This is a genomic window from Bacteroides sp. K03 (assembly GCF_019734355.1).
In the GTDB taxonomy this organism is placed as follows: Bacteria; Bacteroidota; Bacteroidia; order Bacteroidales; family Bacteroidaceae; genus Bacteroides; species Bacteroides nordii.
The window spans coordinates 55,789-81,026 of record NZ_JAASHC010000010.1 but is presented as its reverse complement, the minus strand read 5'-3'; the positions used below and the strand labels follow the sequence as shown (position 1 = coordinate 81,026).

Here is a 25,238-nt window from a genome sequence, read left to right as displayed (position 1 = left end):
GTCCTCACAGCTTGTCCTCGAAAGCTATTGAGTAAATATGCATGGCAGGTCTTCTGACTCGTTTCCGTAAGTAAACGCCTTCCCAATCGACTTGAAGTCTTTCAGTGGCATGAAGTATGTGTTTACTACGTTTGAATGAAACATACAGCAACGGGACTGTTCAGGATTCTCACCTGATTCCCTTTTAATCATCTTCTCCGAATGCATGGAGAAGATGAACCAATGCGGGGCAAAGTTAGAAATTAATTGGGTAAAAATGAAAGGGAAGGGAGGAAATATTTGTTTGTTCTGAGGGCAGGACTTGAGATATATTTAAAACCGTACAGTAACGAAGATGATGGCCCTGTCTTTTCGATGGCGGAAGTGCCCATAGACGGCATTGTTACCCTTGCCCGGTATTGTACTTTGTCTTTCTCGGAAAGGAACGTTCCTTTCCCCGGTGAGCAGTATTGTTTTACATGTACATGTAAAGCAGCATGAGATGCACATGTCGTGCTGTCCCACATGTACATGTCGTACCGCTTTACATGTACATCTAAAACAACGTTACACACCGAGGCTTTATACGTTACTCTACGAGAGGGGGCTTTGTCAATACCGGAGAAAGAGACTGATGACAATGACAAACACCATTAAGTTCAAAATAGATCGGAAATGAGTAAAACCCACCACAGAGTAACACAGAGTTTAAATCTTTATTGAAACGCGGATTAACACAGATTTTCGCAAAGGGAAACAAATATAAGATAAAGAAATACAGTCTTTTAATCTGTGTTTATATGTGTTAATCCGCGTTTCAATAAAGATTTAAACTCTGTGGAACTCCGTGTTACTCTGTGGTGAAATACATTCAAAACCATACAGAAATGAATCGAACTTGCACAGAATTTTTTTATCTGCGTTACAATTAGCCATCACCCGGCGTACTCACCGTGCAGGAAGCATTTTAATAGCTTGTCACCTTCTGGTATTCGGCTACTGCCATTTTAGCGGCAAGGTGTGCATTAATAAGATTTGAGTGTGCCTGCGTCCATGAAAGCTGGGCCGAAAGTACATCTACCATACTCGCTTTCCCTTCATTATAAGAGAAGGTGGCCAGACTGAGATTTTCTTCTGCCAAATCCATTGTTTCTTGTGCAGTAGTCACTTGATGTTCCGTTTCCGTTAGTTTGGTAAGAGCGGCTGAGAGTTCTTCGCTGATATTATCTGTCACATAACTTTGCTGTAACTTCTGGATACCAATATAGGCTTTCTGCTGACGGTTCGTTTTGAAGCGTGCCCCCCAACGGAAAACAGGAATGTTTACGTTTAATCCCAAGATCGGAGTGAAAGCAACATCATAGCCCATGTTGGGAGATGCAGTAGCCCATCCTCCGGATAGAAATAGGTTTACTTGCGGGTTGTACTGACTAAGGGCAGCCTTTCGTTGTGCTTCGCTTTTTTCTATGTTGATTTCCGTACTGGCATAGTCGGCACGGCGTTGCAGTACATCGTCCAGGCTAAGGAGTGTAACCGCTTCGCACGGTATCCCAATTTCATACAGACTGTCTACGGGAGTATTGGGACTTTCTCCCATCAGTATATTCAGTTTTTGTAAAGCCAACGTATAGTTCTGGCGTGCTTTGATGTATTGCAGTTCCGCTTCTTTTTTGCGGGTAGAAATCATCAGCAGATCTGTACGGCTTATCATTCCGTCGTCAAAACGGTCTTGAATAATATTGAATTGTTGCTGCACAATGTCCTCATATTGTTTGGCGGACAGGAGCATGGCATGGGCGGCAGAAGCATTCCAGTATACTGCATCACTTTGATAATGGATCTGATCGAGGGTGAGTTCCGTACTGAGCCGGTCCAGTTTCTCGTCTGCCTGGGCCACCTTGTTTTGGGCTTGCAGGGAACCACCGGCATAGAGAGGCTGAGCAACAACAAACGCCCCCTGATAGGTATAATTACGATATTGTCCGGCAGGACCATCCCAGGCATCCATTTCTTTGAGATTCAATGTACCTTCTCCAGTAATATCTATCTGCGGTAGGAATCCGGTGAAGGCAATTTTGCGTCCTTCGGTACTTGCCATACTTTTCAGTTTCTGTTGTTTTAACACCTGACTGTAGTTCTCTACCCGGTTACGATAGGCTTCGCGGGTGAGTTGTGCCGGTTGTGCCAGGAGGTTCAATCCGGAGCACAACCATGCGAATAGTATTATCTGAGTTTTCATTGTCATTATTTTAATCGTTTTAGCGATGATGATGCACTATGTGCGTCCGGTAACTTTGCGAGTACAAAGTTAATCCTATTTCACCAATCTTATCCTTTAATTTTTAGTATCGTACAATAAGCTACCGGAAGTACAAACAATGTCAGTGCCGATGCTACCAGTAAGCCACCCATAATGGTTGCTGCCATACCGCCAAACATAGCGTCAAACAATAGTGGGAGCATACCCAGAATAGTGGTTCCCGAGGCCATTGCTACCGGAACAATACGGCTAACAGTTGCACTAACTACAGCATCAAGTGGGGTTTTACCCGAACGGGTTTCAATGTCTATCTGATCTACCAGTACAATTGCATTTTTGATATTCATACCAATCAACCCTAACAGACCAAGAACGGCAAAGAAGTCGAACGATTTGCCCAATACGAGTAAACCCAATACAATGCCGATAAAGATGAGCGGCAACATCAGCAGAATAACAATCGGTTTGCGATAGGTTTTAAACAGCAGCAGTAATACGGTAAACATTAAGAAAAATGTCAACGGCATGTTTGCTGCCAGTGCTTCGTTGGATTCTACCTGACTCTCTTGTTCACCAAAATACTTCATGGTATATCCTTCCGGTACTTGTATTTCCTTTTGCACTTGAGACCATACCTGGTTGAAGGCAGTAATGGCATTCACTCCGCGACGTGGATCACACTGTGCCATCATCACCATCTGGCGATTGTAGTCTTTTACATTCGAGAAGCGATATTGGAAATCAAACTCCGATACTACCTGTTCGAGACTGGTGGTTTCTGTGCCTGTACCGAATACGGGTAACGTGCGGAGATCATTGATTTTGAATGAATCCACGGTATTTCCTTTTAGTAAAATAGGGAGTACCTGATCACCTTTGCGGTATTCGCCTAAGGGCATGCCGTTCGTCCCGATCTGGATACTTTGTGCCATTCCCTGGCGGGATACACCGAGTGGTTGGGCACGTTCCTGGCTATATATCGGTTTCCATACCGGAATCTTATTCCCCCAGGAGTTACGTATATTGATCAGATCGGGGTTACGGTGCATTATTTCCAGCGCTTTATTGGTGAGCATTACCAACGTATCGACATTGTTGCCGATAAAACCAATTTCAATGGCGGCATCCACAGGCGGTGATAGTTTGAAGAGGCTGGTGCGGGTGATGGCATTCGGATAGTTTGCCTTCATGTATGCATCGAAATTCTCTTCCTGCTCTTTGGTGTATTTGCTGTCTTTAAGTTCTACCAGTATATTACAGAAGTTAGGTTTGGGTCCTACAGAAGTAGATGCCAGGTAGTAACGCAGCGGGGTACTACCGAAGGTGATGGATACTTTGTCTACTTCCGGTTGTGCCAACAGGTGTGCTTCAACCGTTTTCATCTCTTGGGCTACTTCATTGATACTGTAACCATCGGGGTAGAAGACGTCTGCCCGGTAATAAGGTTTATCAAGAGATGGGAAGAAGTTTTGAGGCATCATTCCCATTATCACTAAGGAGATTACGAAAAGAGCAATTACTGCACTTAGTGTCAATGCTTTTTTTCGTATCAGCACATGCAGGATAGAAGCAAATTTGTGATAGAACGGCTTATCGTACGGATCTTTTGCTCCGTTGGCAGGCTTTGCTTTTAAAATGAAATTACCGAATGTAGTGGTTTGTGTCAGTGCCAATACCCAACTGAGTCCGAGTGATATGGCAAGAACCACAAACAACGGTTTCACGATTTCTGCAACGGCGGAAGGTGCCAGATACAAAGGTAAGAAAGAACAGACGGCGATGAACGTAGCGCCTAATAGCCCCCATTGTGGTCCGGTAGCCCCGTTAATCAGTGCTTTGCGCCGGTCCATACCTCGTGCAATAGCTATTTGGGCATTGTCAGTTACTACAATGGCATTGTCTACCAGCATACCCATGGCTATGATAAATCCTGCTAATGAAGTACGGTTTAGTCCTACTCCCAGGAAAGACATGATAAGCATTGTACCGCCGATAGAAAAGATCAGTGATGAACCGATAAGTAGTCCGGCACGAAGCCCCATTACCAGCATGATGATGACGATAACGATAAGGATAGATTCTACCAGGTTGATAATAAATCCGTTGTTGGCCTCTTTGGCGATCACATTTTCCAGATAGAGTGGCTCCAGTTGCATTCCTACAGGTATGAGTGGCAGGAGTTCGGCAAGCTTGGCATCTACCATTTCGCCTGTTTGTACCACATCACGCTGCGGGTCGGTAGATACACCGATACCGATAGCGCGTTTTCCATTGACGCGCATAATGGTAGAGGCCGGATCCATATATCCACTTTCGATGACGGCAATATCACCCAGTTTTACTTGTCCGGCTTTAGTGGTGATCACCTGATTGCGTATATCGTCGACGGTGGTGTACATTCCGTTTGCTACAACCCGTAGTTGCTGTTCACCGGCACTGATTTCTCCAGTATTGATAATCTGGTTTTGTGATTGCAGTAAGGATGCAAGTTGTTTGGGATCGATACCCATTCCCACCAGCTTGTTTACGGAAATGAAGATATTGACAACTTCCGTTTGTACACCGAACAGAGCAACTTTCATTACTCCATCAGCAGTGACTACCTGCGTTTTGATTCGTTCGGCCCAGTCGCGCATCTCTTCATAGCTGAACCCGTCATCGGCGGTCAGCCCGTAGTAAATGCCGAATACGTCTCCAAAGTCATCCGATACAGTAGGTACGGATGATCCGCTGGGAAGTTGAGGCTGTATATTGAGTACTTTGCGTCTCAGTTCGTCCCATTTTTGTGGGATGGAAGAGGCGGACAGGGAGGGTTGCAGTTCAAAAGTGATCTTTGAAAGACCATACATAGATTCGGACTTTATCTTATATACTCCGCTCATACTTTGTATTTCGCGTGAGATAGGTTCTGTGATGAGCCGTTCCACTTCTGCAGGTTCAGCTCCCGGATAGCGCGTCATGATGACGGCTGATTTGATGACAAACGGTGCATCTTCTTTCTTTCCCAAATTGCTAAAGGAGAAAATACCTCCAAGTAGCAATACGGCAAGGAAAAAATAGATGACTTTGGTGTTGTCTAATGAATATTTGGCTAAATTCATGAAAGTAGTGTTTAGTAAATTAGTGATTAGTGAGTAGTGATTAACGATTAGTGATTAGTGAGTAGTGATTAGTGATTAACGATTAGTGAGTGATAAGTGCTGGATGGTTAGTAAGACTATAATGCCGCATGGCACTAATCACTAATCACTACTCACTAATCACTACTCTAATCTTCTCTCCCTCTACGAGCTGGTTAACTCCTGCGGTGATTATCTTTTCTCCGGCTTTCAGCCCTTTGGTGATGAATGCCTGTGCATCTCCGGTAGGAGACATGACGCTTACTTCGCGACGGTTTACTTTGTTGTCGTTTACTACCCATACATACATCTGTTTTCCATTACCTTCACTAAACAGGGCGCTCAGAGGGATTACAGTCATACTTTCTTCCAGGAACGGACCTACATTGGCAGAGAAGCGGATGCTACACGTGAATCCCGGTTTTACGTCGTACAGTGCACGGTTAAATGCCGGATCGTCAATCGTGATTGTCACAGGAATACCTGTTCCGTCAGTTGATATATCCAGATATTCCTCTAATTTAGCATTGAATTTCTGTCCTTTATATGTATCGAATTCTACGCGGAATTTCTGATCGCTGGAACGCAACAGATAGAGGTAAGCATCTGGAATGGTGAATTTGATACGTAGCTTTTTGGTATTTACCAGTTGGACGATACCTTCACCGGCATTGACGCGCTGGTAATTTTCTACCAGTCGTGTTTCGATAGATCCATCGAAAGGAGCGGTCAACTTGGTATCGCGCATATTGTTGGAGGATAATTCGAAAGCTGATTTGGCCCGTTGGTAGTTTGATAAACTGATTTCGTACTCTTGTACAGAGATAGCCTGCCGTGCCAGCAAACGTTTGTTACGTTCTACCTGAGCGGCAGCTGTTTCATAAGAAGATTTGTCTGCAGCATATTGCAAGGCGATGTCTCTGGGATCAATGGCAGCTATCAGCTGTCCTTTTTTCACTTTCTCTCCTTCGATGACCGGTAGGTTGATAATCTGTCCGCTCACGCGGAAAGCAAGCTTTACATAGTCTACTGCTTCTACAATTCCCGAAAAATCTTTGTTGATTTCCGATCGTGATTCTACTATTGCTGTCTTTACAGGCCGGATTGTAGTGCCGTTGTCTTCTTGTTTCTGTCCGCATGCAGCCAGAAGAAGGGCCGCAGTCAAAGCGATTACATAGTTTTTTTTCATACTCCCTTGGTTGGTTAAAGTCGTTTAAACAGGGGAGCGTGAGTAGTGATTAGTGAGTAAGTGATGAGTGATTAGTACCATGCGGTATGTAGCGCAGCTATTAATCACTGATCACTAATCGTTAACCACTACTCACTAATCACTTTCACATCTCCTCTGGTGACATGATAAACAACTTTATGGATAAGGATGTTCAGTTCATCCCCTTCTATCATCGAGATTTTTATTTCCTCTTTTCCTATCTCTATCTGTAGAGTACATTGGCGGAAGTGGATTTTGAAGGTGTATTTATTCCATTTTTCAGGGATGACAGGATTGAAGCAGAGCATGTCGTCTTTTATTTGCATTCCTGCAAACCCATGAACGATGGCAAGCCAGCTACCTGCCATACTTGTGATATGTAACCCCTGGTCCAGTTCATTGTTATAATCGTCCAGATCTAATCGGGTGGCATGGAGAAAAAGGTTATATGCTTTTGTTATGTCGCCTATTCGGGAGGCGAGGATGGAATGTACATAAGGAGAGAGTGAAGACTCGTGTACCGTTCGTGGTTCGTAGAACCGAAAATTACGTCGCACGGTTTCATCATCGAAGTTGGAATAATAAAGGTAAAGCCCCAATAGTACATCGCTTTGTTTGATGTAGCACGAACGCAGAATACGGTCCCACGACCAATGTTGATTAATGGGAAGTTCTTCTGTAGGGATGTCGTCTATTGTTTTCAGTTCCTTGTCCAGATAACCGTCGTTTTGCACAAATATTCCCAGTTCCCGGTCCTCGGGGAGGTACATGTTATCTATAATTTTTTGCCAGAGAGTCGTTTCCGGATATTGGAAACCGGTAACTCTGCGGATGCGTGCATATTCTTCCGGATATTGATGGGTTACTAATTCTATGGTTTCAATAGTGGCTTTTAGTGTTTGTACACAAGAGTAATTGGTATACCAGTTATTGTCTACATTATTTTCATATTCGTTGGGCCCTGTTACTCCCAGTATCACATATTTCTGTTTAGGTTGTGAGAAAGAGACGCGCTGGCCCCAGAAGCGCGAGATGGCTATCATCATCTCCAACCCATATCGGGCTATGAAATCAGTATGTCCCGTCATCGTTACATATTGCACTATTTCGTGCACGATGATATTATTGCGATGTATCTCTTCAAAGGTGATCTCCCATTCGTTATGGCACTCATCTCCATTGAATGTCACCATAGGGTAGAGGGCTGCTCCGTCTTTAAAGCCTAATTTCCGGGCATTGTCAATAGCTTTCGGCAGTTGATTATAGCGATAGAGCAGCAGATTCTTGGCAGTCTCTTTCGGACTGGACAGTAAAAAGAACGGTACGCAGCAAAGTTCTGTGTTCCATTGGGTGTTGCCTCCGTATTTCTCCCCTGTAAATCCTTTCGGACCGATGTTGAGACGCGGATCGTCTCCACGATAGCTTTGGCTGAGCTGGAAAATATTGAACCGGATGCCTTGCTGTGCTTCCGGATCGCCTTCAATGGTGACATCGGTCTCGTCCCAGATATGCTGCCATACATTCTGGTGGTCCTGCAGGAGTTTTTCCCATCCCTGTGCCTTGGCTTCTTTACTCTCTGCCACAGCATGTTCTACAAGTTCCTGCCGGTCATAGTAGAGTGAGGAGAGGATAGTGGTATATTTGATAAGTGTAATTCGTTCACCCGGTTTGACGTCGGCACCGGCACTGAATCCGGTGAGTTTCTCTTTCTCTATTTTGATAGGACTGATGTTTAGCTCTTTACTGTTTTTGAAAAACTGATAAGTCATAGCGCAACACACTTGTGAGTCCTCTCGTTTGGTTTGTGTCCATAGATAAGCATATTCATTGGTGGTTTCGGCACGCAGTATATTCCACATCTTTTCGTTGAAGTTGGAGTTTTCGTGTTTCACATCTCCGTTAATGTAAGGGACAACGGAGATTTTACCTTCGTAATTGACAGAGGTTACGCTGTATTTAATGAGACACAGGTTCTGATGGGCCATGCTGTTGATATGTTCCACATGTATTTTCAGCGTATTCCCTTTGGGGGAAGTGACTTCAAAGTCGCGATAAGATATGCCCTTTTTCATGTCCAGCCGTCGTTCAAAGCTATCCACATCCCATTGGGCCAGGTCTACTTCTTCATCAATGAGGCGCAGATGGATACCACTCCAGTTGGGAGCATTCGGTATACGTGAAAAGAAGTGGGGATATCCGTTTTTCCACCAACCGACGCGTGTACGGTCCAGAAAACTGATACCTGCCACATAGGAGCCTTGCAGACTGTCACTGCTATAAGTTTCTTCAAAATTGCCCCGTTGCCCTAACCGTCCGTTGCCCAGGCTGAATATACTTTCTGATGCCCGCAGGTTATCTGCATGAAAACCTTCTTCTATAATGTTCCACTCGTCTGTCTTGAGGAATTTTTTCATAGCTATCTTCTTTATCATGTGTTTAATTGCGCAGAAAGATAGTGAAAATAGTTGAGAGTTGAAAGTTGAGAGTTGAAAGTTAGCTGCGCTACCACGCTGTATAGCAACTTTTAACTTTCAACTCTTAACTTTCAACTACAACAGAGATGTTTTCAGCTTTTTGTTGAAAATGTCTCTGTTATGAAGTGTACACAAACAGCACCTATAATTAATAGAACACCTGCCAATACAAGCATGTTGACCTGCTGGCCACCTACCAGATGAAGCAATCCGCCGCCAATGATGGCAGCAACAATCTGCGGTACACAGATTGTCCCATTGAATAATCCTAAGTATGCACCCATGTTCTTGCCCGATATTGAGTTGGTCAGGATAGTAAAAGGCATTGCCAGCATAGCTGCCCATGCGCAACCTATCAATAGATAGGAGATGAATAACAAATACTGGTTATCGAAGAACAAAGTAGAGATAAAGCCGATCCCACCTAACACAAGGCTCATTGAGTAAGCCAGTTTCCGGGCTTTGAACATAGGGAGGATAACTGCCCATATAACTGAGCCAATGGCTTGTACGGCAAAGAGTACACCCACCCAGTTGCCTGCTTCCTGATATCCTGAAGCCTGCACGTCTGTTGTATTCCATACGGTTTCTGCGATGGCTCCGTTGGTATAAGTCCACATATACATAAATGCTGCCCAGCAGAAAAACTGTACCAGGCCAACTGTCCAAAACACTTTAGGGGCATGTTTCAGCAGATAGAAGAAATTTGTTTTTTCTTTCTTTTCGGCAGCGGTGATGCCATGGAACTCTTCAAACTCTTTGGGCGGCATTTCTTTTACCTTCAAAGTAGTGTAAATCACACAAAGGATGAGAATGGCTGCTCCAATATAGAAAGAATAGATTACAGAATCGGGGACGGTTCCTTTATCGGCAATGTTACTGATACCTATCCAGGTGAAAATAAACGGGAACAGGTAACCTACCAGACTTCCGGCATTGCAGAGGAAACTTTGGATGGAGTAGGCAAGCCCCTTTTGTTTTTCGTTCACCATGTCACCCACAAGCATCTTGAAAGGCTGCATAGCCATGTTGATAGATGTGTCGAGAAACATGAGTGACACAAGTCCGAATATCATAGCTGTACTGACTACCATCCCAAAACTTCCGGCATTGGGCAATAGGCACATAACCAATACAGCAACCAGTGAACCAACAAACAGATAGGGAATACGTCGTCCGAATCGTGTCCATGTTTTGTCACTGGCCGAACCAATGATGGGCTGTACAATAATTCCTGCCAATGGCGGCAATATCCAGAAATAACTCAAACTATGCGGATCGGCACCCAATGTGGCAAAGATACGGCTGATGTTGGCACTTTGCAGTGCATAGGCTATTTGTACGCCGAAAAAGCCAAAGCTGATATTCCACAGCTTCCAAAAACTCAGATCAGGTTTTACTTTCATGGTAATTAATAATGTGCCAATATGCCAATGTGGTAATATACCAATTGGGCGGCACTCTTTTTTTAATTGGTTAATTATTTAGTTTCATTCTTTTTTCATTCTCTTTCTATTAGCGCATTGCCACATTATTAAATTGCCGCATTCTTTAATTGGCATATTGGCACATTCTTTAATTGGCATATTATTTCGTTGTTCCTCTTACTACCAGGTTGGTTCTTACAATTTTGTTTGCACTTTTAGCGTTAGGGTTCTCTTCTATTTTATCGATCAGGATATGTATGGCACTTTTTCCTACTTCCTCACCGTGCTGTTCTACCGTTGTTAGTTTAGGATCGGTACTTTGTGCAATTGCTCCGTCGGTAAATCCACAGATGGATACTTCATCCGGTACTTTCAGTCCCACCAGTTTGCAGGAGTATAGAATGCCCGAAGCTGTTTCGTCGTTAATGGCGAAAAAACCATCCGGGCGGTCTTCTCTTTCCAGTATATCGGGGGTAATGGCAATGGCTTGTTCGCGGGTATCACAAAGTTTTATCATGCTTTCGTCCACAGGTATCTTATACTTTTTCATGGCATCCAGATAACCGTTTCTCCGGTTTTTTGAAATTTCGAGGTGTGGTGCAGCACTATAAAAAAAGATGCGTTTGCAGCCTGTTTGTATCATATACTCCACAGCAGAAAACGAACCTGCGTAATCATCCACTACCACCCGTTCGGTATTAATACCCGTACAGATCCGGTCATAAAAAACGATTGGAATATTATTATCGAGTAATTCCTGGTAATGATCATATTGAGAAGTATCTTTGGCGAGTGATGCGATAACACCACAAACCCGGGCTGCCAGAAAGGAGTGGACAATCTTTACCTCTTGTTCATATTTCTCATTGCTTTGTGCTACAAGTATGTTGTATCCTGCCTGAGATGCTGTTTCCTCGATGCCACTCAATACACATGAAAAGAAATGATGCACCAGTTGCGGAATAATTACACCAATGGTATTGGAGCGGCTGGTCCGTAAGTTCAGTGCCAATGCATTTGGTTTATAATTATGCTCGCGTGCATACGCATGTACAGCGTTTCGGGTTTCCTGGCTGATGTCCGGATTATCCTTCAGTGCCCTTGAGACAGTGGAAGGGGATACTCCCAATTCACGGGCTATGTCTTTGATGGTAATTTGCGGTTTGCTCATAGATTTCTATTAGTTTCAGCCAAAGGTACTTATCTTTGTCTTTATATGCAAAAATAGGAGAATTGGAAGGAAGAATTTTAAAGAATCTTCCGTTTCTGTATCAGAATTAAGTGCAAACGTTTGCATACTCTGCCGGATTGAAGATATAAACTTTATATGAAATAGAGTATGTGCTTTTGTTGTTTTAGGTGCCCCGGACTTTCTTAATTGTAAAAGTATGTATTTAACTATTACTTAAAATGCATATTAACAGTGCGTTAAAATGCATAGTTTGACCTTATAAAATACGTATTTTAATAATGTAGATTTACTAATGTTTTCTAAGAACAATCCTGTTTTCATAATCGTTTTATATTCATGGCATTAATAAATAAATAAAATTGAATATGGAACAATCATTTAAAAAAGGAGTTGTGCTCAATCTGGCTTCATTGGTAGAATATTCTGAAGGAGGAGTTATTAGTAAGCAGCTAATAAAAAGTCCGGCTGGAAATGTTACATTGTTTTCTTTTGATAAAGGAGAAGGACTCAGTGAACACCGTGCCCCGTTCGATGCTATCGTACAGGTGCTGGAAGGTGTGGTAAATATTGTATTAGATGGAAAAGCATTTACCTTGAAAGCAGGAGAAAGCATTGTGTTTCCGGCTAATGCTCCGCATGCTTTAACTGCTGTAGAAAAGTTTAAAATGTTGCTGACTATGATAAAGGGATAAATAGCCTTTGTGGCATGTAGGCAAAAAGACTTGTATATTATGTATAATGTAATATATCTTTGTTTTCCTTAAATTGAATACTTATGAATAAGTACGACACAAAGATTTCTGATTAAAAGCACTTTTATACGCGTACCTTACTATATGTCTCTTTCTGGCTTTGCAATGCAAACGATTGCGTAGTTGCAAGCAGCGTTTTTCATATTTTCTCATTCTTTTGATTAACAATAAGTCTATTTTTGTTTCGTCGCAAGAAGGAACTTAGCGTTACGTTCCTGTTTCGATTAAGAGAATATCATATTAATTTATATTGTTAACTTTAACTTATTAAATGCATGAAGCAAGTTAATCTTAGAATCTATCAAATGATTCTGCCCTTGTTACTTGGGCTATTCTTGTCATTAGGCGCTTATGCACAGCAGGTCTCTGTAAGGGGGCATGTAAAAGATGCAACAGGTGAACCTGTCATCGGTGCAAATGTGTTAGTAAAAGGAACTACTATTGGTGCTATCACCGATTTGGATGGTAACTTCGTATTGAATGCTCCTCAAAATTCTACTATTGTAGTCTCTTTTATCGGTTATAAAACGGTAGAGGTGAAAGCTGCCCCCTCAGTAATTGTTACTCTTGAAGATGATTCGCAGGTGTTGGACGCAGTTGTAGTAATTGGCTATGGTACGGTGAAAAAGAATGATGCTACCGGTTCGGTAACAGCTATCAAGCCGGATAAGATCAGCAAAGGTATGACTACGAATGCACAAGACATGATGACTGGTAAGATTGCTGGTGTTAGTGTTATTTCTAATGGTGGTACACCGGGTGGTGGAGCCACAATTCGTGTGCGTGGTGGCTCTTCTTTGAATGCCAGCAATGACCCGCTGGTTGTTATCGATGGATTGGCGATGGATAATGATGGTGTAAAAGGACTTTCCAATCCTTTGTCAATGGTGAATCCGAATGATATCGAGACTTTTACTGTCTTGAAAGATGCTTCGGCTACAGCTATTTATGGTTCCCGTGCATCCAATGGTGTGATTATCATTACAACTAAAAAAGGGGCTGCCGGTTCTGCTCCTAAAGTATCTTATGATGGTAATGTTTCTTTTGGTATCAAACGCAATACGCTTGATGTTATGACCGGAGATGAGTTCCGTGCATACCTTTCAGATGTATATGGTGGAGTGGACAAGATTCCTGAACCGGGTCTGGGTACAGCAAACACCGACTGGCAGGATCAGATTTACCGTACTGCTATCAGTCATGATCATAATGTTACTGTTTCCGGTGGTTTGAAACACATGCCTTATCGTGTATCATTAGGTTATACGAATCAGGAAGGTATCGTGAAAACTTCTAATTTTGAGCGTTTTACTGCCAGTGTCAATGTGGCTCCTTCTTTCTTCAATGATTATTTGAAGTTTAATGTAAATGCCAAAGCAATGGTGGCTAAGAACCGTTATGCCGATGGTGGTGCTATCGGTGCTGCTGTATCTATGGATCCTACCCGCCCGGTATATGGGGATGGTGATATGTTTGATACTTTTGGTGGTTTCTGGCAAGCTATTCCGAAGATGGAAGAGGGCAAACTGCCTTATGGTGATCCTAATTGGTTGTATACCAAGAATGCAAATGCCACTCAGAACCCGCTGGCACTTCTTGAACTGAAAGACGATCGTTCCAAAAGTAAGAGCTTCGTAGGAAATCTGGAAGCTGATTATAAATTCCACTTCTTTCCTGATATGCGCATTCATGCCAATGTGGGAGCTGATTATTCAGAAGGTCTTCAGACAACTCTTATTTCTCCGTATTCTTATTCCAACCATTACTTCGGATGGGACGGAAATGAGCATAGTTATAAATACAATCTGTCCGGTAACCTCTATTTACAGTATTCCAAAACATTGGAGAATCATTTCATTGATGTAATGATAGGTACCGAAGAGCAACATTTTCATCGTACAGGTTATTCAGTGGGACAAGGTACACGCCGTGACAATGGAGAGGCTTACAACCCCACACTTCGTAAGAACAGTGCATTTGGTTATCACAGCACCTTGGTTTCTTTCTTCGGACGTTTGAACTATACATTGCTGGATCGTTACTTGTTTACTGCTACTTTCCGTCGCGATGGTACTTCCCGTTTCCGCGAACACTGGAGCAATTTCCCTTCAGTAGCTTTGGCATGGAAAATGAAGGAAGAGAACTTCCTGAAGAACGTAGATGTGTTGTCCGACTTAAAACTTCGTTTAGGTTGGGGTATTACGGGTCAGCAAGACTTGGGAGATAATCTGGACTTCCCGTTCATGCCGCTTTATACAGCAAGTGGTAATGGTGCTTATTATCCATTGGGCGATATTTATTATACAACTTCACGTCCTAAGGAATATAATAAGGATCTGAAATGGGAAGAAACAACCACTTACAATGCCGGTTTGGATTATGCTTTCCTGAACGGACGTATTTCGGGTTCGATTGATTATTACTATCGTGAAACTAAAGACTTGATTAATACTGTAAAGATTGCTGCCGGAACGAACTTCAACTCACGTTTGATAAGTAACATCGGTTCTTTGAAAAACTCCGGTCTTGAGTTCACAATTAATACGAAACCGATTGTAACAAGAGACTTTACCTGGGATCTGGGTTATAATATCACCTGGAACAAAAATGAAATTACGAAACTGACCGGTGGTGATGATCCTGACTATTTCGTAGCAGCCGGTGGTATATCCAAAGGTACAGGTGCCAATATCCAGGCACAGAAGGTAGGTTACGCGATTAACTCATTCTATGTATACCAACAAGTTTATGATCAAGACGGTAAGCCTATTGAAAATACATTTGTTGACCGCAATGGCGATGGTATCATCAATGCTTCTGATAAATACATCTATAAGAAACCCGCTGCTGATGTGTTGATGGGCTTAACTTCAAAGATGACCTGGAAACAGTGGGACTTCAGTTTTGCACTCCGTGCAAGTTTGAATAACTATGTATATAATGATGTATTGGCTGCAAATGCCAGTATGGGTACTATCTTCTCTAACGGTGCTTTTGGCAATCGTCCGACTGCTGCTGTAGAATTAGGTTTCAACGGTGATGGTGATTATTATTATTCTGATTATTTTGTACAGAATGCTTCTTTCCTGCGTTGTGACAATATCTCTTTGGGATACTCTTTTGATCACTTATTCAGAACTCAGGCATATAAAGGTATAAATGGACGTATTTATGCAACTGTTCAGAATCCGTTCGTGATTACAAAATATGATGGACTTGATCCGGAAATTGGTACTGACAGTAATAAGAACATAGGGCTTGATAATAATATCTACCCACGTCCTACTACTTTCCTGATCGGACTGAGCCTTCAATTTTAATTAATAACCCGAATAATTGATTATATTATGAAATTTAAATATTTAAAATCATTGATTCCTGCAGCACTCTCCTTATCATTGACATTTGGTATGGTGTCTTGTGTAAGTGATTTGGATATAAGTCCGATTGACCCGCAGGTGAGTGGTACTTTTTCTCAGGATGAGGTCTTTACTAAACTATATGCTGCACTTGTGCTGACAGGTCAGCAAGGTCCTTCCGATAAACCGGATATCGCTTCTGATGACGAAGGAAATACAGCTTTTTATCGTGTGATGTTCACTGTTAATGAATATGCTACTGATGAACTGATCTGGACCTGGATGGACGCAGGTATTCCCGAGTTGATCTTTATGAGATGGAATTCTTCTCATGGAACTATTGAGATGCTGTACAACCGTTTGGCTTATAATATCACTCTTTGTAACTTCTTCCTGGATCAGGTGGAAGGCCAGACAGACGAAGTAACAGTGAAACAACGCGCCGAAGCACGTTTCCTCCGTGCATTATACTACTATTACTATATGGATTTGTTCGGCAAAGCGCCGTTTAAAGAACATTTCTCCGAAGAGTTGCCGGTAGAAAAGAATCGTGCCGATCTGTTTGCTTATATAGAAAGTGAATTGAATGCTATCGAAAATGATATGTACGATCCGGGTAAGGCACCTTATGGCCGTGCCGATAAAGCTGCCAACTGGTTACTGCGTGCTCGTATGAACCTGAATGCAGAAGTTTATACTGGTACTGCACAATGGGCGGAAGCTGCCAAGTATGCTGGTAAGACCATTGATTCCGGATATGATTTGTGTGACAATTACAAAGAACTGTTCATGGCTGATAACGGTGAAAATACAGAAGCACGTAAAGAAATCATTTTCCCACTTCGTCAGGATGGTATCCGTACAAAATCTTATGGTGGTTCTTTCTTCCTGGTTGCTGCTACTCGTATTGCCGGTATGCCGTCATGGGGAACTAATGCCTCCTGGTCATGTATCCGCGCTCGTAAATCTTTAGTAGGTAAATTCTTTAAAGATCCCGAAAGAGCTCCTTTGACTGAGAGTACAGATGAACTTATTGCAGCTGCCAAAGACAACCGTGCTTTGTTCTATTCGGGCGAAGGTGGTGGAAAACGTCAGGTAACGCTGGAAACTGTTACAAAATTTACAGATGGATTCTCGGTAGTAAAATGGACCGGACTTACTTCTGGTGGTCAGAATAGTAGTGACCCGGATGTACCCGATACAGATATTCCACTTTTCCGTCTGGCTGAGGCTTATCTGATTCGCGCTGAAGCTAATCTTCGTCTTGGAACCGTTCCGATGAGTACTATTACGGGAGACTTGAATGAACTTCGTCGCCGTGCCGGTGCAACCGAATTCGATACAGTGACATTGGATGATATTCTTGACGAAAGAGCCCGTGAGTTATACTTCGAAGGCTTCCGTCGTACAGACCTGATCCGTTACAATTATTATACAACCAACCGCTATTTGTGGGACTGGAAAGGTGGCGAAGCTGAAGGTACTTCGGTAAGTTCTATTTATAATGTGTATCCGATTCCGGCAGCAGATATCATTGCTAACCCGAATATGCATCAGAACACAGGTTATTAATCGTTCCATTCATCATTTAAAATGTTTACTATAATGAAAAAACTATATAATATATTCATGGTGGGTCTTGCTGCACTTGCTTTCTCGGCATGTGAAAGTGACAGGGACAGTAACCCGACACTGCTGGAACCTGATACGTTTGTATTGAATGTTCCACCCTATGCCGAGAATAATGTGTATGATCTGGAAAATTCAAAAGCCATTGAGTTCACTTGTTCACAACCGGATTATGGTTTTCCGATAGCTACTACTTATTCTGTTCAGATGTCTTTGAACGAGAACTTTACAGAAGAGAATGAAGAAGCAGGTACGAAGGCTAATTATGTGACACTTGCTACCAAATATACTTCTACTAAGGTGGATGTAGATGCTGTTGAGTTTGCATTGGCGCTGGTTGAGTTGTGGGATCTCTCCGGTTCGGGTGAGCTTCCTGATACTCCTGTTACTTTATATATACGTATGCAGGCTGCTCTTACTTCCAATGGTAGTGGTGTATGTACTTCTAATGTGATTAAACTACCCAAAGTATTGGGATATAAGGCAGAAGCTCCTGTGACCTTGCCCGAGACAATGTATTTGATAGGAAAGTTTGAAGGCGACGATTGGAATACATGGTTCGAAATGACTCCGGTAGAGGGAAGTACAGGTAAATTCTCCAGAGTGATGACTACTGTTGCCGGTAGTGCTATGAAGTTCAATATGAATCCCGGCTGGGACGGAAATCAGGTGGCTTACTTTGACGGACTGGTTCCGGATGAATCTAAGAAACTGGCAGATGTCAGTGGGGTAGATGATAATAACGGTGGATTGAATATTGGAATTGGTAAGGTCGGTACTTACGAGATAGTGGTGACCGTTAAGATTGCCGGTACTAAACTCGCTTATACTTTGGATTTCTACGAAGCAACAGCTGAATAACTTTTGTAACTTTAAAACGAAAAAGAAACATGAAAAAGATATCATTATATATGTTTTCTCTTCTGATGCTGGCTGGATTCTCGGCTTGTGATGAAGACTATACGGACTGGGCTGATCCCCAGTCCAATCCCCAGGAGGATTCTAAGAGCGGTATAACTGCCCAAGTGATAGGGGTTACTCCGGAAGTAGTGATGGATACGTATGAGGAAGATTCTGTAGAAGTTGCGAAATTGGAAACCTTGTCTGGGGCCGATAAAGTTGTAGGCTATAAACTACAATTGGCTGGCAATGATAAAACGTTGTCTATTCCGTTTGCTGAAAAAGATGGGGTATTGAAAGTCGATGCTACAGAATTGGAACTGTTGGTAGATCAACTGTACAATAGCCGTCAGTCTGTGGTACGGGATATAGCAGTAAAAGTAGATGTTGCGGTTATGGCTTCCGATAATGAGGCTGTTTCTATAAGTGCTGGCGATATTGCAATGAAAGTGACTCCTGTTACTACTCCTGTCATGGAAGATGGGTATTATGCTTTGGGGGATATTTCTTCCTGGGGAGCAGATGGTGCCTTGGCTTTCACACAGGATGCAAGTGATCCTGCAATCTTCACACTGGAACTGACTAACGAAAAGGAAAAACCTAACTTAAAGATTTTCCCTAAGTCGGGGGTAGTTGGTGATGTTGATTGGAATAAAGCGTTAGGGGCCATTGTTAATGGTGATACTTCTGTATCCGGCTTACTTGATTTTACGGATAAGAAAGGAGAACAGGCAGGAGCTATCGCTTTGGGATTGCAAGGAAAGGTAAGAATTACGATAAATGTAAAAGACTACACCTATACGATCAAAGAAGTGAGCGATTTACCCGAAACGATGTTTATCAACGGATCTGCTTATAGCTCTGATTGGAATTGGGGGGATGCTTGTCAGATGGTTCCTGTGACCCAGACTCCGGGTATGTTCTGGAGTATGCAGTATTACAATGTTGATGAACAGATTAAATTCTCTCCGGTGGCAGATTGGGCCGGACAAGATTTTGGTTTCTCTACGGATATATTGACTCCTGATGCTATAGCACTTGCAGGATTGACAGATCAGGGTGGTAATATCCAAATTGGTATCTCCGGTTGGTATGTAGTTATTGTAACTGTTGATAATATTGGCGGTAAGAAAGTTGAGTTCCTCAAACCTGAAGTTTATCTTTTAGGTGGATTGGTAAATAACAGTTGGAACTGTAATGCGGAAACGCAGTTTACTGTTCCGGCAGATAAGACCGGTGACTTTGTCTCTCCTGCTGCTACAGCAGATGGTGTGGCACGTATTTGTTGTATAGCTGCCGGATCCGGAAACTGGTGGAAGAGTGAATTTACACTGGATATGAGTGGAGATGCATCCATTGTTTATCGTGAAAACAAACCGGTAAGTGATAATCTTGGAGAATTGGGTTATAAATGTCCTGTAACAGCAGGTCAGAAGGTGCATGTGAACTTCACCACTGGCAAGGGAACAGTACAATAATTATTCGTTAACTAATGAATAGAGAAAGGCTGTCTCTGGTATGGAGGCAGCCTTTTGGATTTTAAAAGGAGAAATTTATGAAACGATTTTACGCTTTATTGGGACTTTGTTTGATAGTGATGTTCACTGCAAAAGCACAGGTGGTGACTACAGATCCTGCTTTTCCTACAGATGGAACGGCAGTTACGATTATTTTTGATGCCACACAGGGTACTGCCGGATTAAAAGGTTTTACGGGAGATGTGTACGCGCATACGGGAGTTATTACTGATCAGAGTAAAGATGGTTCTGATTGGAGGTATGCTTCGGATTGGAACGTGAACCTTGCAAAATACAAAATGACCTCTTTAGGTAATGATAAGTGGGAACTGAAGATAACTCCGGATATCCGCAATTATTATGGGGTTCCGGCTGGTGAGAAGATTTTGAAGATGGCTTTTGTTTTTAGGAGTTCAGATGGTAAGAAAGAGGGAAAAGATACCGGTGATAAGGATATCTTTGTGGAGGTACATGAAGTAGGGCTGACGGTTCGTTTTGATCAGCCTTCCGGTACGGCTACTTTGAACAGAGGCGAAACACTTACAATGAAAGCATCGGCTTCTATGGCTGCGGACATGAAACTATTTGTGGGTAGTGAAGAAATTGCAGCTCAGAGTAATGTGAAAGAGATCACTGCTGTGCATACTTTTCCGCAAGCCGGAAACTTTGAAATACGTGTGGAAGCTACTCTCGGCGGACAGACAGAGGGCGCTACGCAGATAGTAAATGTATTAGGTGAAACTGTACAGGCACCGCTTCCTGCCAATGTACGACCCGGCATAAACTATCCGGGTGTTAATGAAGCCACTCTCGTACTTCAGGCACCGGGAAAAAAGACTGTTTATGTGGTAGGTGATTTTAATGATTGGAAACTGTTGCCGGAATATCAACTGAAACAGGATGGAGAATTTTTCTGGATTGCCTTGAGCGATCTGGAAAAAGGAAAGGAATATGCTTTTCAGTATGTAGTGGATGGTACGATTTATATAGCCGATCCGTACGCGGATAAAGTACTTGATCCCTGGAATGATCCATATATCTCTCCGGCTGTGTATCCCGACTTGAAACCGTATCCCACAGGCAAAGCAGAAGGTATCGTTTCTGTACTTCAGACCGGGCAGACCCCTTATCAATGGCAGGTGACTGAATTTAGGAAACCTGATAGAAACCAGTTGATGGTATACGAAATGCATATCCGTGATTTTACTGCAGAGCACTCTTTCAGTGCGGCAAAAGATAAATTGTCCTATCTAAAACAGTTGGGGATTAATGCCATTGAATTAATGCCTGTGAATGAGTTTGAAGGTAATAGCAGTTGGGGATACAATCCTTCATTCTATTTTGCAGTAGATAAGTATTATGGAGCAAAGAACGAGTTGCGTGCTTTTGTTGACGAATGTCACCAACAGGGGATGGCAGTGATTATAGACCTTGTTTTGAACCACAGTTTCGGACAATCTCCATTTTATTTACTCTATCGTGATGCTGATGGAACTCCTTCGGCGGATAATCCCTGGTATAATAAGGAATCCAATATCCCCAATAAGGATTTGCAGTGGGGATATGATTTTAATCATCAAAGCACCTATACCCGTGCGTTGGTGGATAGTGTGGCCGGTTTCTGGATGAAAGAATATAAAGTAGATGGTTTTCGCTATGACTTTACCAAAGGATTTTCCAATACACCTCAGGATACGTGGGCTAATAAATATGATACGGAACGTATTGCGAACCTGAAACGGATTTCTTCAGAAATCTGGAAACGGAATTCGGATGCTTATGTCATTATAGAGCATCTGACGGATGGAACTACAGAAGAAAAAGAGTTGGGCGAGGCTGGCATTATGCTTTGGAGAAATATGAATTACGCTTATTGTGAGTCGGCTATGGGATGGCCCGATAATTCTAATTTTTCCGGGTTGTATGGAGGAACATCCAATATGCCTGTGAATAGCCTGATGGGCTATATGGAAAGTCACGATGAGGAACGTACTTCTTTCAAAGCCTGGAAATGGGGTACTGAAAGTATCAAAGGAGGAGGTACAAGTGCCAATCCGGTGAATGATAATAATCTGGAAAATCGTGTGAAGCAACTTGCTACAAATGCTGCCTTCTTCTTTACAGTGCCAGGACCTAAGATGATATGGCAATTTGAAGAATTGGGATATGACTATTCTATAAACAGTAATTCGGATGGAACAGTGGTTGATGATGGTGGTGCATATCGCACTGATCCTAAACCACTTCGCTGGGACTATTTTGAGAATACAACGCGTAAAGGATTGTATGATACGTATAGCAAGTTAATGGATCTGCGAACTTCGTATTCGGAACTCTTTACTTCTGATGTTACTTTCAGCTGGAAAGTAAGTGGTAATACGAATTGGAATAAGGGACGTTTCATAACAATTACTACAGAGGATAAAGCCATTATTATTGCTGGCAACTTTACAGCTGTTGCTGGTGACTATTCGGTGATATTCCCTAAAACAGGTGTATGGTACGACTTTATGGATGAGAATTCTACACTGAATATCGCGTCGTCAACTGTAGCACAGAGCATTTCAGTTCCGGCTCATGAATTCCGTCTTTATACCAGTTTCAAACCGATACTTACCGGTATTGAGGAGAATGTAACCAATTCGGACCAGGTTCTGGGTTATTATAATAATAGTCTGGACGAATTAGTAATTAACGAAGAGGCTGCTTTTGTAGAAATCTATTCTGTTAATGGCATGATGGTACAGAGGCAGGAAAATGTTACTTCTGTGGGACTCTCTGTATTGCCCTCAGGATATTATGTAGCCCGTATTCAGACAAAAGATGGTAAAGTTGGTTCTTGTAAGATAATGAAGTAAACGAGCACGAATTACTTACAGGAATGTATAAAAAGCCTGATAAAGCTGTTAACAGGCAGCTTTAGAAACACAGATTAACGCTAATTATCGCAGATTTAATCTTTGCGATAATTAGCGTTAATCTGTGTTTTCTTAAAAACTTGTAAGTATATCCTCTTCACTCCCTGCCAGGCTATCGGGCAGGTTTACCGCTATAGAATCTGTATCTTTGGAATGATAAAGCCCTTGACAACCGTATGATTTATGGATTGCCTCTTTAGGTTTAGGGAATTTTCCTCTATACTTTGTGAGATGTTTATCTTTTAATACACCCTCCATGAAGTAAGCAAAAACCGGTAGTGCAGTACGGCTTCCTTGTCCCAACTCTCCGGTACGAAAGTGGATGCTACGATGTTCGCCTCCTACCCAGGAGCCTCCCACCAGGTTTGGGGTAACACCAACAAACCAGGCATCAGAATGATTGGAGGAGGTTCCTGTTTTACCTCCGAATTCAGTGTTATAGCGGAAGAGATCATACGCCCATAATGCTTTGGATGTACCACCCGGCTCGGTCAGTCCTCCTTTGAGCATGTCTGTAAGCAAGAAAGCAGTTTCGTAGGGAATAGCCTGTATTTCCTGCTGAGGCTGGTGCTTGAAAAGTTCCTTGCCATCTGCACTTTCAATACGGGTAATGAGTATCGGGTCATGTGCTCTTCCTTCATTAATAGCTGTTGTATAAGCATTAACAAGCTCAAGCAATGATACGTCAGAGGCTCCCAGGCTGAGTGCCGGTGTCTCTTCAAGCGGTGTTTTTATGCCCATGAGTCTGGCTGTCCGGGCCACTTCATGAATACCTGTTTCTTTGGCCACCTGTACCGCAATCGTGTTTACAGAACGGGCAAACGCACATTTTATTGACATGGTATCTCCGGTAGCCATTCCATTTGCATTGTGGGGAATCCACTGGGCAGGTTTACCTTCTTCGATAACATCCCATACTACACTTTCATCAATTCGCTCGTCGCAAGGAGAAAGGCCTTTGTTTAATCCGGCGGCATAAACGAAAAGTTTAAAGGTAGATCCCGGCTGGCGTTTGGATAGAACTTTATCATATTTCCAGGAGTTGAAGTTGATATCACCTACCCATGCTTTTACATAGCCGGTTTGTGGTTCCATAGCTACAAAGCTACAGTGCATAAAACGTTCCATATAGCGTATGGAATCCATGGTACTGATAGTCGTATCTCGTGTTCCGGTTTCATAATCAAACACCTTTAGGCGATGTGGCAGGTTCAGATAGTAGTGAATAGAGTCCGGCTGATCGGGATACTTTTCTGCCAGTTGTTTGTGGGCAATGGTGTGTGTGGCAAGGTCCTCTATAAAATGTGGAATTTCCTGATGGTTACGGTCACGCCATGGATTCTGGCTACCCCAATGGTTGTCAAAATTGCGTTGTATCACTCGCATTTGTCTGTTCACAGCTGCTTCGGCATATTTTTGCATTCGGGCATCTACGGTTGTGTATATTTTCAATCCGTCGGCATAGAGATCTATCTCATTCTCTTTGCACCATTCTTCCAGCTTTTCGGCAATGGCTTCGCGAAAGTACAGAGCTTGCCCGTCATAGTTACTTTCAATGTTATAGTTCAGCTTGATAGGAATCTGTTTGAGTGAATCAAACTCTTGTCGGCTGATAAGCTGGTGAGTCAATAGATTCTCCAATACTATATTGCGACGTTTCAGACTGTTTTTGGGATTGAGACGTGGGTTGTAAGTGGTCGTTGCTTTCAGTAACCCCACAAGTGTAGCTGCCTGTTCGTAAGTTATATCTTGAGGGCTGGTATGGAAATATGTACTGCTGGCCGTTTTGATGCCATAAGCATTACTACCGAAGTCTACCGTATTGAGATACATGGTCAGGATCTCCTCTTTTGTATAAAAGCATTCTATCTTAACAGCAGTAATCCACTCTTTAGATTTCATTATCAGCAATTTCACTCCCGGAATTTTTCCTAATAACCCTGTTGAATATTGAGAGCGTACCTTAAACATATTCTTTACCAGTTGTTGGGTAATGGTACTTGCCCCTCGTGCTTGTCCTCGTGCCATATCTTTAATGGCCGAAAAAACTCCCTGGATATCTATTCCGAAGTGATTATAAAATCGCTCGTCTTCTGTACATATCAGTGTTTTGATCAGTTTGGGAGATATTTCTTCGTACTTCACCGGACTACGATTTTCACGAAAGAACTTACCGATAAGCACACTGTCTGCACTATAGATTTCTGAGGCTATCGGTTGACTTGGATTGTGTATACTTGACAGGCTGGGAGATTTGCCAAACATCCATAAAAAATTGATGTCTACCATACCTAGATAAAGTAGAAACAGAACAAGAAAAGTAGTGCAGAAAAGGATTGTTTTTTTATACCAGCGAGCTTCGTGGTAAAGGTTTGCGTACCAGCCCCAAAAGGCTTTACATCGGTCAGTAATAAAATGGAGGACGCTTTTGCTGCGTGATACCCATCTATGGGAATCAAATGTTATCATATAAATATATATAATCAAAACGGCTGCAAAAGT

General features: G+C 42.5%; 13 protein-coding genes and 1 riboswitch. Of the genes, 6 read left to right on the top strand and 7 right to left on the bottom strand.

All coding sequences use genetic code 11. From position 1 onward, the window contains the following. Window positions 1–25 precede the first annotated feature (25 nt). A riboswitch (cobalamin riboswitch) is annotated at window positions 26–239 on the bottom strand. A 707-nt stretch (window positions 240–946) separates the two neighbouring features. The 6 genes from HCG69_RS09500 to HCG69_RS09475 all read right to left on the bottom strand — a co-directional run bounded on the left by HCG69_RS09500 (window position 947) and on the right by HCG69_RS09475 (window position 11,640). Further along, entirely contained in the window at window positions 947–2,218 is a 1,272-nt protein-coding gene (locus HCG69_RS09500; protein ID WP_221649845.1) for a TolC family protein, read from the bottom strand. Between the two features lie 89 nt (window positions 2,219–2,307). After that, a complete protein-coding gene (locus tag HCG69_RS09495) occupies window positions 2,308–5,340 on the bottom strand; it encodes an efflux RND transporter permease subunit (RefSeq protein ID WP_221649844.1) in 3,033 nt (1,010 codons plus the stop codon). A 148-nt stretch (window positions 5,341–5,488) separates the two neighbouring features. Beyond that, window positions 5,489–6,547, bottom strand: a complete 1,059-nt coding sequence (locus tag HCG69_RS09490; RefSeq protein WP_221649843.1) for an efflux RND transporter periplasmic adaptor subunit — start codon at window positions 6,545–6,547, stop codon at window positions 5,489–5,491. A 128-nt stretch (window positions 6,548–6,675) separates the two neighbouring features. Then, window positions 6,676–8,982 (bottom strand): family 65 glycosyl hydrolase domain-containing protein, encoded by a 2,307-nt coding sequence (locus tag HCG69_RS09485; RefSeq protein WP_221649842.1) that lies wholly within the window; start codon window positions 8,980–8,982, stop codon window positions 6,676–6,678. A 152-nt stretch (window positions 8,983–9,134) separates the two neighbouring features. Then, window positions 9,135–10,448: an SLC45 family MFS transporter gene (locus HCG69_RS09480; RefSeq protein ID WP_221649841.1), complete on the bottom strand. Its 1,314-nt coding sequence runs from the start codon at window positions 10,446–10,448 to the stop codon at window positions 9,135–9,137. A gap of 181 nt (window positions 10,449–10,629) precedes the next feature. Further along, window positions 10,630–11,640, bottom strand: a complete 1,011-nt coding sequence (locus HCG69_RS09475) for a LacI family DNA-binding transcriptional regulator (protein ID WP_221649840.1) — start codon at window positions 11,638–11,640, stop codon at window positions 10,630–10,632. A 386-nt stretch (window positions 11,641–12,026) separates the two neighbouring features. On the opposite strand from HCG69_RS09475, the gene HCG69_RS09470 reads away from it, so the two are divergent. From HCG69_RS09470 to HCG69_RS09445, 6 genes are all read left to right on the top strand, one after another. Then, complete coding sequence (locus HCG69_RS09470) at window positions 12,027–12,353, top strand: cupin domain-containing protein (protein ID WP_221649839.1); 327 nt, start codon at window positions 12,027–12,029, stop codon at window positions 12,351–12,353. 335 nt (window positions 12,354–12,688) lie between these two features. Further along, on the top strand, window positions 12,689–15,733 hold the full coding sequence (locus tag HCG69_RS09465) for a TonB-dependent receptor (RefSeq protein WP_221649838.1): 3,045 nt from the start codon (window positions 12,689–12,691) through the stop codon (window positions 15,731–15,733). A gap of 27 nt (window positions 15,734–15,760) precedes the next feature. Further along, window positions 15,761–17,344 carry a starch-binding outer membrane lipoprotein SusD gene (susD, locus tag HCG69_RS09460; RefSeq protein ID WP_221649837.1) on the top strand — a complete coding sequence of 528 codons (1,584 nt, stop codon included), beginning with the start codon at window positions 15,761–15,763 and terminating at the stop codon, window positions 17,342–17,344. Window positions 17,345–17,377: 33 nt separating this feature from the next. Further along, entirely contained in the window at window positions 17,378–18,262 is an 885-nt protein-coding gene (locus tag HCG69_RS09455) for a SusE domain-containing protein (RefSeq protein WP_221649836.1), read from the top strand. 29 nt (window positions 18,263–18,291) lie between these two features. Continuing rightward, on the top strand, window positions 18,292–19,779 hold the full coding sequence (locus HCG69_RS09450; RefSeq protein ID WP_221649835.1) for a DUF5115 domain-containing protein: 1,488 nt from the start codon (window positions 18,292–18,294) through the stop codon (window positions 19,777–19,779). 77 nt (window positions 19,780–19,856) lie between these two features. Continuing rightward, window positions 19,857–22,676 carry an alpha-amylase family glycosyl hydrolase gene (locus HCG69_RS09445; protein WP_221649834.1) on the top strand — a complete coding sequence of 940 codons (2,820 nt, stop codon included), beginning with the start codon at window positions 19,857–19,859 and terminating at the stop codon, window positions 22,674–22,676. A gap of 132 nt (window positions 22,677–22,808) precedes the next feature. Here the strand turns inward: HCG69_RS09445 and HCG69_RS09440 are convergent, their stop codons facing one another. Then, window positions 22,809–25,205: a transglycosylase domain-containing protein gene (locus HCG69_RS09440; protein ID WP_221649833.1), complete on the bottom strand. Its 2,397-nt coding sequence runs from the start codon at window positions 25,203–25,205 to the stop codon at window positions 22,809–22,811. Window positions 25,206–25,238: the final 33 nt, after the last annotated feature.

Coding starts and splice junctions, on each gene's coding strand:
- HCG69_RS09500 (WP_221649845.1), bottom strand. CDS start 2,218: ATGAAAACTCAGATAATACTATTCGCATGGTTGTGCTCCGGATTGAAC.
- HCG69_RS09495 (WP_221649844.1), bottom strand. CDS start 5,340: ATGAATTTAGCCAAATATTCATTAGACAACACCAAAGTCATCTATTTT.
- HCG69_RS09490 (WP_221649843.1), bottom strand. CDS start 6,547: ATGAAAAAAAACTATGTAATCGCTTTGACTGCGGCCCTTCTTCTGGCT.
- HCG69_RS09485 (WP_221649842.1), bottom strand. CDS start 8,982: ATGAAAAAATTCCTCAAGACAGACGAGTGGAACATTATAGAAGAAGGT.
- HCG69_RS09480 (WP_221649841.1), bottom strand. CDS start 10,448: ATGAAAGTAAAACCTGATCTGAGTTTTTGGAAGCTGTGGAATATCAGC.
- HCG69_RS09475 (WP_221649840.1), bottom strand. CDS start 11,640: ATGAGCAAACCGCAAATTACCATCAAAGACATAGCCCGTGAATTGGGA.
- HCG69_RS09470 (WP_221649839.1), top strand. CDS start 12,027: ATGGAACAATCATTTAAAAAAGGAGTTGTGCTCAATCTGGCTTCATTG.
- HCG69_RS09465 (WP_221649838.1), top strand. CDS start 12,689: ATGAAGCAAGTTAATCTTAGAATCTATCAAATGATTCTGCCCTTGTTA.
- susD (WP_221649837.1), top strand. CDS start 15,761: ATGAAATTTAAATATTTAAAATCATTGATTCCTGCAGCACTCTCCTTA.
- HCG69_RS09455 (WP_221649836.1), top strand. CDS start 17,378: ATGAAAAAACTATATAATATATTCATGGTGGGTCTTGCTGCACTTGCT.
- HCG69_RS09450 (WP_221649835.1), top strand. CDS start 18,292: ATGAAAAAGATATCATTATATATGTTTTCTCTTCTGATGCTGGCTGGA.
- HCG69_RS09445 (WP_221649834.1), top strand. CDS start 19,857: ATGAAACGATTTTACGCTTTATTGGGACTTTGTTTGATAGTGATGTTC.
- HCG69_RS09440 (WP_221649833.1), bottom strand. CDS start 25,205: ATGATAACATTTGATTCCCATAGATGGGTATCACGCAGCAAAAGCGTC.